Origin of the sequence: Marinifilum sp. N1E240 (assembly GCF_009295825.1) — a bacterium.
GTDB lineage: Bacteria > Bacteroidota > Bacteroidia > Bacteroidales > Marinifilaceae > Marinifilum_A > Marinifilum_A sediminis.
Map to the genome: position 1 here is coordinate 288615 of NZ_WHKF01000003.1, position 12922 is coordinate 301536.

Here is a 12922-nt window from a genome sequence, read left to right on the forward strand (position 1 = left end):
ACTCTTAGCCAAAATTAAGTACCTCAATACCATTCAAAAACACAATCGCTATCGCTACAGGTGCGATAAATCTTACCAAGAATATAAAAACAGTTAAAACTGGTTTAATCACAACCGATCCTTTTGATAACTCTTCCTGAATTTTATCTTTACCCAAATACCATCCAACAAACAAGGAAATAAACAAACCTCCTAATGGAAGGAGCATATTGGCTGAAATCCAATCGAGTAAATCAAAAAAGTTTAAATTAAAAAACTTGTATTCTCCTAAAATACCCATTGATAACGAACAGAAAAGCCCAACAATTGATATTAATACAGTACTAATAATTGTAGCAGTTCTTCTTTTAATTTTTAATTCTTCCTTAAAATAAGCAACAACTACCTCCAGTATAGAAATAGATGAAGTTAAAGCGGCTACTGTAAGCAACAAGAAAAATAGGATAGAAAAGAAATAACCGCCAGGCATTTGCTGAAATACATTGGGCAAGGTAATAAATACAAGACCTGCTCCTTTATCTGGCTCAATACCAAAGGCAAATACTGCAGGAAATATTGCAATTCCAGCAAGAATCGCAATAATTGTATCAGCAATTGTTACCTGTACAGCCGTTTTTGTGAGATTATTTTTATCACTCACATAAGAACCGTATGTAATTAAAGTTCCCATACCTAAACTTAAAGAAAAGAAAGCATGACCTAATGCACTCAATACACCTTCAGCCGTTAACTTTGAAAAATCAGGATAAAACAAAAATTTTAATCCTTCCGAAGCACCCTCCAATGTCACGGCCCTTAATCCCAAAACGATAATGATCAGGACGAGTAAAGGCATTAAAAATTTCGCATATTTTTCTATACCATCTTTAACACCAACAATTACAATTGCCATAGTTAAAATCATAAAGAACAATTGATACAAAACCGGTGTTAATGGCAATTCAGTAAAATTAACAAACATCGTCTCCAGCTCGCCTGGACTTTTAGATGCGAAACTATTCGACAGTGCTTTTATCACATAATCAATACTCCATCCAGCTACAACACCATAAAAAGCTAAAATCATAAATGCTGCTGCAACGCCAAGCATTCCAACAAATTTCCATGGAGATCCAGGAGCCAGTTTTTTAAAAGCACCAAAAGCGTTACTTCTAGCCCTACGCCCTATGCTAAATTCAGATAACATTACGGGCAATCCGATAAGTGCAATAAAGCCGAGATATACGAATAAAAATGCTCCACCTCCATACACACCAGTTATATATGGGAATTTCCATATATTTCCTAAACCTACAGCTGATCCTGCGGCTGCAGCAATTACTCCAAATTTACTAGCAAACAGATCACGAGCTTGTGTGGGCTTTTTATTCATACAAAACAATTTTTATTAGAAATTTTAGTGCAAGTCCAAATTTGCAAAATTAAAGTCCTATTTCCTAAAAGCTTCACAATTTTAGAACATCTATAAACAAAAAAGACCCGGATGATATCCGAGTCCTTTATAAAAATATTTTAATCGATTAGTTACGACCAACTGCGTTCAAATCGTTGAATGCTTGAACAAGACGATCCTTCATCGAAACTTCACCTGCACGCATCCAAACACGTGGGTCATAAAATTTCTTATTTGGCTTATCGTCTCCATCAGGGTTACCAATCTGACCTTGCAAATAATCATGGTTCTTAGCTTCGAACTCACGAATACCATTCCAACATGCCCACTGCGTATCTGTATCGATATTCATTTTAATAACACCGTAAGAAATAGCTTCACGAATTTCTTCTAGGCTTGAACCTGATCCACCGTGGAAAACAAAATCAACAGTATTGTTTGCTACTGAGTATTTTTCAGAAATAAATGACTGAGAATTCAATAATATTTTTGGAGTTAAAACAACGTTCCCTGGCTTATAAACACCATGAACATTACCAAAAGAAGCTGCAATAGTAAAACGTGAAGATACTTTTAATAAAGTTTCATAAGCTAAAGCTACATCTTCTGGCTGAGTATACAACAATGAATTGTCCATATCTGTATTATCAACACCATCTTCTTCACCACCAGTACAACCCAATTCAATTTCAATTGTCATACCGATTTTATCCATGCGCTCTAAATATTTTGCACATGTTCCGATGTTCTCCTCAAGAGATTCTTCAGATAAATCTAACATATGAGAACTAAACAAAGGCTTACCGCATTGAGCAAAAAATTCTTCACCAGCAGTCAACAATCCGTCGATCCAAGGTAATAATTTTTTTGCAGCATGATCGGTATGAAGAATTACTGGAATACCATAATGCTCCGCTACTGCATGTACATATTTAGCACCTGCAATTGCTCCAATAATAGCAGCGCTTTGTCCTTCTGCCTTCATTCCTTTACCTGCAAAAAATGAAGCCCCACCATTCGAGAACTGAATAATGATAGGAGAATTAACCTCTTTAGCAGCTTCTAAAGCAGCATTAATAGAGTTAGTTCCTACTACATTTACAGCTGGAATTGCAAAACCTTCTTCTTTAGCAACCTGAAATAATTTTTGCACATCATCACCGGTAACCACACCCGGTTTAACAACATCTAATACTCGTTTCATAATAATATAATTTATCGGATAGTTCTTAAAAAAATCTTTGGAAAGTTCAATTTTACCACGAAGTTAAAAAGAAATAATAGAATTTGCACCGTTTTGGCAATAAGAAAATTACGCAAACGAATGCAATTTAAAAAGGATAACCAATACCAATATTGAATGTCAGCTGAGAGAATTTAAATGGACGATTTGCTATGATCCATCTTTCGCTCTCACTTAAAGATGGATCACGTAATTTTAATCCTAAATCTAATCTAAAAAGAATAAAGTTTAAATCAACACGGGTACCAAAGCCTGTCCCTAAAGCAATTTCTTTATAAAATCGATTAAATTGAAAATCGGCTCCCCCTCTATCGTCCTTTTCCGAAATAGCCCAAATATTTCCTGCATCAAGAAATAGTGCACCTTCTAATGCCCAGAACAGTTTAAATCGATATTCAATATTCGCCTCCAACTTAAAGTCTGCCGTATTGTTTGGATAGGTTGCATCTTTGTCTATATACGAACCTGGACCTAATGAACGTACTTGCCAAGCTCGAATACCATTAGCCCCACCTGAAAAATAACTTTTTTCAAAAGGCAAAACTTTTAAATTTCCATAAGGATATCCAAGTCCGACAAATAAACGATATACCATTGTATTGGCACTATTAATATGCTTATTAAAACGGTATTCTATATCTCCTTTTAAATATTGTGCATATCTAATTCCTAAAAAGTCATGATAGGTTCCTTCCAATTCGCCATTTGAATTGTAATCATTTGTCTCCGATCTACCAAGCAAATTATCTATCGCTTTAAGGGAATTTCCCGCCACTTCAAAATTAAGCCTTAGGTAATTGTAATCTCTTGGTATATTTATATTCTGATCATTATAAGTGTAAGAATATCGAGTCGTTGCGATTACGTGATCTGTAAATGAATTCTGAATGTATAAATTATCGATATCATCCAAAAAATCATCACTTAAATCTTTTACATCCACAAAATTAAGCTCAACCAAATTTAAAGTATGTCTTGTATATTTTGATGATTTCCAAAAATACCCAAAACTCGCATCTGCAATAGTACGTGTATAATCTGGGCGCTTTTGATAATTATACGACATTGAGAATACCGTCCGTGGATTATATGATTTTCGAAATTTCTCAACATTAAAAAAGGGCATCAAAAATTTAGGAATACTTAATTTAGACTCAACACCATATTCAGAAGAATTAAAATCTGTTTGCTCATTTGCTTTTACAGTCTCTCTAGCTGTCGAAAATTGCACATCCAAAATTTCAGCTCCTCCAAACAAATTTTTATGCTGATAATTCAGATTTCCTGCAAATCCAATATTTCCAGAAGAATTTGTTCCTTCCAATTCAAATGAATAATACTGTAAATTATGTGGTGTTAACTGAATTATACAATTCAACTGACCATAAGTGCTATCAACATTATTCTTACTTTCTTCGAATTTTATATTTAAAAATTTAAATTGATTTAAAGACTGAAGCCTACTGTAAGTTTGCTCAACAGTAGTCAAATTATAAGTATCTTCCTTTTTAATCAATACTGATGATAAAAGAACTTCAGGTTTGATATTTAATTTTTTCCTGAATATAAAATCTACCCCTCTATGCGATAAAGTGTCTAATTCTAAAAGGTAAGTTGAATCATTCGTCAAAACCATTTTAGGGTCATATTCAGTAAATATTTGAACTTTGTTGATCTTATATTTTTTTCTTGCTTTTTCATCTTCAGGAGTCTTTAAACCAACAAAGACATCCATTTGTTGCTGCTTATTGGTACTATCCATCATAAAATGGATATACTCTCTTGAAAAATTAAAATACCCCTGATTCTTAAGAAGTTTAAAAATCCTCATTCTTTCTTCACCTAAAACATCAGAATCTACTTTTCCTCCAGTTTTTAATTCAGAATTTTCACTATCATCAGCAACATAATTTCGAATTAATGTCGAATCCGGCATCTCCTCTTCTTTTTGATGTGCAGTCAAGAAATTATATGGTACCTCTTCTGGCTTGTGATATACATTACGATATCGGTAGGGTTTGTTGGCTGTTATATTGTAATAAACTTTAGCTTTCTTTTTTCTAAAGGCTACAGAATCTGTTACAACTGCATTATAATATCCTTTTTTCTTAAGGTATAATTGTAACTGAGTTAATGACCTTTGCGTTTGAAAATCTTCATACACAACTGGTTCCTCACCAATCCTTTGCAACCACTTATTGAAGCCTTTTTCTTTATTTTTTCCTGATAAATTATACAATCCTAAATGAAAACGCCACATTCCCAAAATTTTCAAATTGGGTTTTTGCTTTACATTTCTCTTCAAATCACTTGTTGATATAGAATTATCATCTATTTTAACAACAACTTTATTTAACAGATATTCATTCTCGCCCACATACTTTGTGGTAGAACAAGAAGCAAAGCCAAGAAGCAGACTCAGCAATAAAATTAAAATCGGGAAATTATAACTACTTTTGTATTTTAAAATTGATTCCAAGAATATAGAGCGTATTTTCGTTTAAAATACCACAAAGATACTTAACTTCAGTGATATATTTTTGGACAAACCAGGCTTTCATTAACAAATTTTCAAATAAATTACCGTGCTGTCAAAAAATCAAATCAAGTTAATTAACAGTTTACAAAAGAAAAAATACCGAGATCAACATCAACTTTTCGTTGCAGAGGGAGATAAACTGGTTATTGATTTGTTGCAATCAGGTATTGAAGCAAATTTTCTAATCTATTCTAAAGATTGGAAAAACACACATTCAAGCACTCATTTTAAAAATATTGAGACAAGAATTGAAACAGATTCATCTCAACTTAAAAAAATTAGCACACTTAAAAACCCATCACCTGTATTAGGTGTATTTAATATACCTAAAATAGAACTGAATACTAAAACCATTTCAAATAGTTTATCAATTGTTTTAGATGACGTTCAAGATCCAGGAAATTTGGGAACTATTATTCGCATAGCTGATTGGTTTGGAATCAAAAATATCTTTTGTTCGCCCAATACCGTTGATCTTTACAATCCCAAAGTAATACAGGCGACTATGGGTGCGATTGCCCGAATTAAGCTGAGTTATACTCCTCTTGATGAACTCATCGCAAAATACAAATCAGATAATTTCCCAATTTATGGAACATTTCTGGAAGGTGAGACCATTTACAATTCCTCATTACAAAACAATGGATTCATTATAATGGGTAATGAAGGAAAAGGAATATCTGAAAACATTGCAAAACAAGTAAGCAATAAACTGTTCATTCCCAATTTTCCAGCTAACCAAGAAACTTCCGAATCATTAAATGTATCAGTTGCCACATCAATAATTTGCTCTGAATTTCGCCGAAGGGAGTTTTAATTCTGCTCTTCGAGATTTAGAAATCGGTCCACTGCATTTGCACACTGTTCTCCATCTATAGCTGCCGATACAATTCCTCCGGCATAACCAGCACCTTCTCCGCAAGGGAATAAACCCGCAATATTTATATGCTGTAAACTTTCTCTATCACGCGGAATTCTGACAGGAGAAGAAGTTCTCGATTCAACACCGAGTATAATCGCTTGATTTGTTAAATATCCATTCGATTTTTTCCCGAAAGCCTTAAATCCCTCCTGCAGTCGATATCGAATGTGATCTGGTAGCCATTTATGCATTTCGGATGATACAACACCTGGATGATAAGAAGTTTTTGGTAAGGAGTCACTTTTTCTATTTTCAACAAAATCAACCATACGTTGAGCTGGTGCTGTTAAATCTTCTCCTCCCTCGATAAATGACTGTTCTTCCAGATCTTCCTGAAATTTTAAACCTGCCAAATTTCCAAATTCAGAGTATTTTTCCAAATCTTCGGTGCGAATTTCAACCGCCATTCCCGAATTAGCATATGCTGTATTTCTATTTGAAGAAGACATACCATTTACAACTTGCTGCTTTTTCCCAGTAGCCGCTGGAACAATAACTCCACCCGGACACATGCAAAATGAATATACTCCTCTCTCATTTACCTGATGTACAAAACTATAACTTGCAGCAGGTAAATATTTACCTCTTCCATTAGGGTTGTGATATTGAATCTGATCGATTAGTTCTTGAGGATGCTCTATACGCACACCCATAGCAAACGATTTTGCTTCAATATCAATTCCCGATTCATCTAATTTCCGATAAACATCTCTCGCGGAATGACCTGTTGCTAAAATAACAGCAGAAGCCATAAGAGTATCTCCCGATTCTAATTTTACACCAACAATATTCTTCCCTTCAAGAACATAATCAACAACTTTTCTAGAGAAATAAACCTCTCCGCCTGCTTTAATAATACTCTTTCGAATATTTACAATTACTTTAGGAAGAACATCAGTACCAATATGCGGATGTGCATCAAACAAAATATCATCCTGTGCTCCGTGAAAATGAAGAACATTTAATATTTTTTTTAAGTTGCCTCTTTTTTTCGATCGGGTATATAATTTGCCATCAGAAAAAGTTCCAGCTCCACCCTCTCCAAAAGAATAGTTGGATTCTGGATCAATTTGACGTGATCTGTGAAGTTCACCCAAATCTTTTTTACGATCTTCAACACTTTTACCTCGTTCTAAAACAATCGGACAAAAGCCCAATTCAATTAAGCGAAGAGCCGCAAACAAACCTGCAGGTCCCGCACCAATCACAATAACTTTTCTCGAATTTTCACAATTTTCATAAACAAAATCAGATCCTTCAGAAGCAGTCATTTTTTCATCAATAGAAATTTTAAATCTCAAATTAACTTTGATATTTCTTCGTCTGGCATCAATAGATTTTCGTAGAATCTTAATTCCATTTATTCTTCCAGGTTTTACTTTCAATTTACTTGCCAATATTGGCTTATAAAAACACTCCTCAGAAGCCTCTTTAGGGCTCAACACAACATCAATCTCTGTAATCATTTCTGGAAAATTATAGGTCAAAAAAATTCTATTCGAAATGAAAAGAAAGAGTAATTATCTTAGAATTCATTCCTCGTATGGCATCGGTGTAGCCTTCGTAACCGGGGTTCTCTATGTCATATTTATGATTTAAAATATCTCTTAAACCAATTGCAAATTTCAATTCTGTTGCCAACTTAAAATATGGCAAATAAAAATCAACACCAGCACCTAGTTCCAAATAAAAATCGGTAGTATTCAATCGAATCAACATGTTATTATCCGGATCTAAAGCATCCTGAGACTGAACGTCAATTTTATAGCTAGCGCCACCAATTAAATAAGGACGATAATTATTTAGCCTTCGAGCTCGATACTTTAATAGTAATGGAAGATTAACTAATACAGATTCTACTGTTACTTCATCTTGAGGCAGGTTTGAATATTTTATTGTTCTTTCTCCGAACTCTAATCCTGGTAAAAATCGTAGCGACCAATTTTCATGCAAACGTAAATCTGATACTATCCCAACCGAAAAGCCAGGAGAAAATACTACTTGCTCAGCTCTAGCATTTGACAATCCAGAATTATACAGCGCAAAGTCCATATTATTTATCGCCAAAGTAAATCCAAAATGCAACCATTTCTGATCTACCTTTTGATAATTCAAGATACTTTCAGGATTATACCTGCTCTGCGAAAAGGCAGAAGACATGCTAATTACGCATAAGAGTATTAAGAGTATTTTTTTCAAGCCAGAGAATTTGGTTTTTATTATTAACCTAAAAAGACAAATTTTATTGTACAGGTTTCGTTCCTATATAAATTGATGCAATTCCAAAACTCAATTTAATTTGTTTTGTATCAATGAAGCCACACTCATTATATATCTTCAAAAAATCAGCTCCATCAGGAAAAGCATCCACTGATTCCGGCAAATAAGTATATGCCGAAGAATCCTTCGAAACCATTTTACCCCAAAAAGGTAATATTCTGAAAAAATAAAAATTATAGATTTGCTTTATTGGGAAATTTCTAGGTTTCGAAAATTCAAGAATCACAACTTTTCCACCAAGACGTACAACTCTATTCATTTCTTTCAATCCCTTTTCAAGATTCTCAAAATTACGTACACCAAAAGCCACTGTAATGGCATCAAAAGAGTTGTCTTCAAATTGAATATTTTCCGAATCACCTTCAAACAATTCGATCTTATCCGAAAGATTTTTCTTCGCAATCTTTTCTCTGCCCACTGCAAGCATTTCCGTAGAAATATCAATACCCACAACTTTATCAGGATTCAGTTTTAAATTTGCAAGCGCAAAATCTCCAGTTCCCGTAGCAATATCTAATATTCTCTTTGGTTGCAATGGCTTTAGCAGTTTCACTGCCTTTTTACGCCACAACTTATCAATTCCCATAGAAAGAACATGATTCAGAAAATCGTACTTTCTAGCAATATTATTAAACATCAAGGCAACTTGAGCCTTCTTTCCTTTATCTAACTCTTTATACGGATTTACCACGGGTAAATTTTAATCAGTTACTAAAAAAATAGCGATCGCGAATTCAATCACGACCGCACAAATATAATGAATGAAAAACAAAGAACCATTAATCAGTTCTTTGTTCTCTTATTAATCTGAAAACTAAAGTTAATTAGTTCGATGTATTCTTGTGGTAAATCTTTTTGTATTCATTAATGTAACCATAGGAAATATCATCAATTCTAAGTTCTCTCTTTGTTACATGACCTAAAGTTGAAAATGGTAATCCACTTTCCATCATGGCATCTACGAAATCATCTTCATTCTCCATCGAAACAGATACAACTACACGTCCTTGAGCTTCTCCAAACAAAAAGGCATCCTTTCTAACTTCTGCAGGCGATGTAATATCAAATCCCAGACCTAAAGGCATTGCAGATTCAATTAAATTAAAGAATAAACCACCTCTCTCAACGCTATGTGCTGAACAAACCAGCTTTAATGAAATCAATTTTTCCACAACCGCATTTATTGCTTTTTCTTCATTTAAATCAAAATGTGGCACTCCTACTTCACACTTTTTATGGAAAGAGCATAAATATTCAGAACCGGCTATATCATTCCTTGATTTTCCAATTATAAAAATCATATCACCTTTATTTCTAAAAATATAGGACATATGATTTTCTTTTGATGGCAATAGTCCCATCATGGCAATAACCGGAGTTGGGTTAATAGCTTTCCTTTTACCTAAAACAGAGCTTTCGTTATAAAAGCTAACATTACCTCCAACAACCGGAGTTTTAAAAGAACAACTTGCTTTGGTGATCCCTTTAATCGTTTCAACAAACTGAGAATAAACATCCTCTTCAAGAGGACTGCCAAAATTCAAGCAATCGTTAAAAGCCAAAGGTTTACCACCTGAACAAATGATTCTACGAACCGCTCTGGCAACATTTATTTGTGCTCCAACATATGGATCATTATAAGCATACACTGAATTTCCTGATACTGTAAAACAAATAGACTTATTATCCGATCCTAATGATGATACCTGGGCATCGGAAGGAGAATTATGACGTTCCTCAATCTGACCTTGGTAATGCTCTTTTACAACCAAATTGGCATTGTTGACCATCTTATTAATCACCTTCCAATAATTATCTGGTTCAGGTATATTTTCTAGATAATCAATTGATGAATCATTAGTTAAGGAATGATATTTTCGTTCCACTTGAGGAGCTCCATAATCCATCACTAAATTTTCACCAACAAGTTCTGCAACTACCTCCGAATTCTCAAAAATACGTATCGTTTTATTATCGGTCACGCATCCAATTTCTTCACATAAAATATTAAATTCTTTAAAGGTGGAAGAAACCAAATCAGCATGTTCCTTATCAATTACCAACAAAAGCCTTTCTTGTGTCCGAGACAGCAACACCTGCTCAATTCCCATTCCTTCCTGACTTAGAGGCACTTTATTCAAATCAATATCAAGTCCTGCTTTTGCAAAAGCACTTATCTTTGAACAGGCACTTACAATACCTGCCATATCCATATTTTCAATTCGAACAATAGCATCTTGTTTATTGAGCTTAACAATTGCCTCAATTAAGGAATTACCCAGACTAGGGTTTCCTTTTGGAATAGTAAAATTTTCTTCCTGTCCCATAACTCCTTCCGAACCGGTAGGAGTTCCCACAATAAAAATCAATTGACCATGGGTTATTTTCCTTTTATAGATTAATTTATCCTTACTAACAATACCAGCAACCATTACATTTACCAATGGATTTGTATCGTAAGTTGAATTATAAAAAATCTCACTTCCGATATCTTCCATATAAAGAACATTCGAATAATCATGAATTCCCTTTACAATTTCATCCATTAACCATTTAGTTCTATCCAAAGAGGCATCTCCAAATCGTAAAGAATTCATCACGACCATTGGTTTTGCACCAAGAGATACAACATCCCTACAAACATCTCCCACACACGTAGCAGCTCCCTGGTAAGGATCAATTCCTGATGGATGATTGTGAGTTCCCATTTTAAAAACACATAATTCACCATTACCTAAATCAACAACACCAGCACTAGATTCTCTCGCACCAGAAATTATGTGATCTCCCTGATTTGGTAATGAATTAAGCCATGCCGAAGAACTTTTATAAGATACATTCTCGGACCACATGACAGAGTAAATTTGTAACTCAAGTAAATTTGGGGCTCTCCCCAAACCTTCTGCTATAATTTCAAATGCGTCTTTTGTAATTCCAAGATCCTCTGCTAATTGAATTGAAACCTCCTGTTTTTCCATGGTGCAAGATTTTAGGTAATGAATATTTTAAATTTAAAAAAAATAAGATAGGAACACGAATTATCACCTTAGTTTTTACCTTTACTAAGCGAATTAAAATCAATTTGAAATTGATAAAATAGACTCAAACACATCATAAAAATCACAAAATACAAAATGAATAAAATTGCCTTTATAACTGGAGCAACAGCTGGCATTGGCGAGGCTTGTGCAATAAATCTTGCCAAAGCAGGATTCGATTTGATTATTTCTGGAAGAAGACAAGGAAATCTAGTTCAATTGGAAAAGAGACTTACTTCGGAAAATAATTGTAAGGTTTTTAGCTTAGTATTAGATGTTCGAAACCAAAATGAAGTAGATCAAAAAATAAATTCTCTTCCTGAAGTATGGAAAAATATTGATTTACTCGTTAATAATGCTGGTCTGGCTGTTGGTGTTACAGCAATTCAAGATGGAATTATTGATGATTGGGAACGAATGATTGACACCAACATTAAAGGATTACTATACATTACCCGTTCTGTAAGCCCATTAATGATTGAACGAAATCAAGGTCATATCATAAACATCACTTCAATTGCAGGAAAGGAAGTGTATCCTGGAGGAAATGTATATTGTGCAACCAAGCATGCTGTAGATGCCTTAACTAAAGGGATGAGAATAGACTTGCTTCCTCATAACATAAAAGTTTCTTCGATTGCTCCTGGTATGGTAGAGACGGAATTCTCTATTGTTCGATTTAAAGGTGATGAAGAGAAAGCGGATCAGGTTTACAAAGGATTTACTCCATTATATGCAAAAGATATTGCCGAAACTGTAGAATTTGTTGCCACTCGTCCGGCTCATGTAAATATTAATGATATTTTGATAATGCCTACGGCACAAGCTTCTTCTCGTGATGTATTAAAAAAGTAAACTATTTAATCTTGGCTATTTCTTCCGATTCAACAATCCAACGTCCAGGACAAAATTGCTTTGATTTCTGGTGAATTATTTTCGATAATTGTTTACCTGTAACGGCCACAATTCTATTTAATTTACCCACAAATAAAAATCTAAAATTTCGACTGATCCAGGCAGCAAAGCTCTCGAACAGTCGAAATTCTTTTCTACCTCCATATATAACTGATGGTCTGTAAATAACCACCGTTGGAAAATCAAGTGAATTAATGAAATTTTCAGCCTCTCCTTTTACCCTTTGATAGAAGAAATAAGATTCCGGATTTGCTCCAATTGCACTAATTAGCTGAAAACTTTTCACTTCCCTTAATTCGCAGAACTTAGCAAATCGAGTAATGTATTCAAAATCTACCTTATAAAAATTTTCTTTGCTTTGAGCCTTCTTTATTGTCGTTCCAAGACAACAATAAGCAATATCAATATTTTCTGGAATATCTATTGAATCTAAATGATCAAAATCTACAACAATTTGAATAAGTTTTTCATGTTTTACATTCAAATGTTTACGCACCAATGCATAAATTTGGGTACAATCATCATCGGCAATTAACCTTTTAAGTAATTTTTTACCTGTAAAACCTGTAGCGCCGCCTATAACTGCATTCAT

General features: G+C 34.0%; 10 protein-coding genes. 2 read left to right on the forward strand and 8 right to left on the reverse strand.

Features of this window, described 5'->3' with window-relative positions; all coding sequences use genetic code 11:
• Positions 1–4: 4 nt before the first annotated feature.
• The 3 genes from GCQ56_RS10250 to GCQ56_RS10260 form a co-directional block, all read right to left on the reverse strand.
• Positions 5–1372, reverse strand: coding sequence for a sodium-dependent transporter (locus GCQ56_RS10250; RefSeq protein ID WP_152734378.1), 1368 nt, complete (start codon positions 1370–1372; stop codon positions 5–7).
• A gap of 148 nt (positions 1373–1520) precedes the next feature.
• On the reverse strand, positions 1521–2597 hold the full coding sequence (gene fbaA / locus GCQ56_RS10255) for a class II fructose-bisphosphate aldolase (protein WP_152734379.1): 1077 nt from the start codon (positions 2595–2597) through the stop codon (positions 1521–1523).
• A 127-nt stretch (positions 2598–2724) separates the two neighbouring features.
• The gene (locus GCQ56_RS10260) at positions 2725–5115 is read right to left on the reverse strand and encodes a BamA/TamA family outer membrane protein (protein ID WP_152734380.1); all 2391 of its coding nucleotides are present in this window, start codon (positions 5113–5115) and stop codon (positions 2725–2727) included.
• Positions 5116–5221: 106 nt separating this feature from the next.
• On the opposite strand from GCQ56_RS10260, the gene GCQ56_RS10265 reads away from it, so the two are divergent.
• Complete coding sequence (locus GCQ56_RS10265) at positions 5222–5992, forward strand: RNA methyltransferase (protein WP_299993536.1); 771 nt, start codon at positions 5222–5224, stop codon at positions 5990–5992.
• Here GCQ56_RS10265 and GCQ56_RS10270 read toward each other — a convergent pair.
• The 4 genes from GCQ56_RS10270 to purL all read right to left on the reverse strand — a co-directional run bounded on the left by GCQ56_RS10270 (position 5989) and on the right by purL (position 11355).
• Positions 5989–7563, reverse strand: coding sequence for an NAD(P)/FAD-dependent oxidoreductase (locus GCQ56_RS10270; RefSeq protein WP_152734381.1), 1575 nt, complete (start codon positions 7561–7563; stop codon positions 5989–5991). The genes GCQ56_RS10265 and GCQ56_RS10270 overlap by 4 nt on opposite strands.
• Before the next feature lie 28 nt (positions 7564–7591).
• Entirely contained in the window at positions 7592–8296 is a 705-nt protein-coding gene (locus GCQ56_RS10275) for a porin family protein (protein ID WP_152734382.1), read from the reverse strand.
• 43 nt (positions 8297–8339) lie between these two features.
• Positions 8340–9068 carry a bifunctional demethylmenaquinone methyltransferase/2-methoxy-6-polyprenyl-1,4-benzoquinol methylase UbiE gene (gene ubiE, locus GCQ56_RS10280; RefSeq protein WP_299993533.1) on the reverse strand — a complete coding sequence of 243 codons (729 nt, stop codon included), beginning with the start codon at positions 9066–9068 and terminating at the stop codon, positions 8340–8342.
• Between the two features lie 133 nt (positions 9069–9201).
• Positions 9202–11355 carry a phosphoribosylformylglycinamidine synthase subunit PurL gene (gene purL, locus GCQ56_RS10285; RefSeq protein ID WP_152734383.1) on the reverse strand — a complete coding sequence of 718 codons (2154 nt, stop codon included), beginning with the start codon at positions 11353–11355 and terminating at the stop codon, positions 9202–9204.
• Positions 11356–11511: 156 nt separating this feature from the next.
• On the opposite strand from purL, the gene GCQ56_RS10290 reads away from it, so the two are divergent.
• Entirely contained in the window at positions 11512–12270 is a 759-nt protein-coding gene (locus GCQ56_RS10290) for an SDR family NAD(P)-dependent oxidoreductase (protein WP_152734384.1), read from the forward strand.
• Position 12271: 1 nt separating this feature from the next.
• Here the strand turns inward: GCQ56_RS10290 and GCQ56_RS10295 are convergent, their stop codons facing one another.
• Positions 12272–12922, reverse strand: coding sequence for an SDR family oxidoreductase (locus GCQ56_RS10295; protein ID WP_152734385.1), 651 nt, complete (start codon positions 12920–12922; stop codon positions 12272–12274).

Excerpts from the sequence above, each read along its gene's own strand:
- GCQ56_RS10250 (WP_152734378.1), bottom strand. The coding sequence starts at position 1,372 with ATGAATAAAAAGCCCACACAAGCTCGTGATCTGTTTGCTAGTAAATTT.
- fbaA (WP_152734379.1), bottom strand. The coding sequence starts at position 2,597 with ATGAAACGAGTATTAGATGTTGTTAAACCGGGTGTGGTTACCGGTGAT.
- GCQ56_RS10270 (WP_152734381.1), bottom strand. The coding sequence starts at position 7,563 with ATGATTACAGAGATTGATGTTGTGTTGAGCCCTAAAGAGGCTTCTGAG.
- purL (WP_152734383.1), bottom strand. The coding sequence starts at position 11,355 with ATGGAAAAACAGGAGGTTTCAATTCAATTAGCAGAGGATCTTGGAATT.
- GCQ56_RS10290 (WP_152734384.1), top strand. The coding sequence starts at position 11,512 with ATGAATAAAATTGCCTTTATAACTGGAGCAACAGCTGGCATTGGCGAG.
- GCQ56_RS10295 (WP_152734385.1), bottom strand. The coding sequence starts at position 12,922 with ATGAATGCAGTTATAGGCGGCGCTACAGGTTTTACAGGTAAAAAATTA.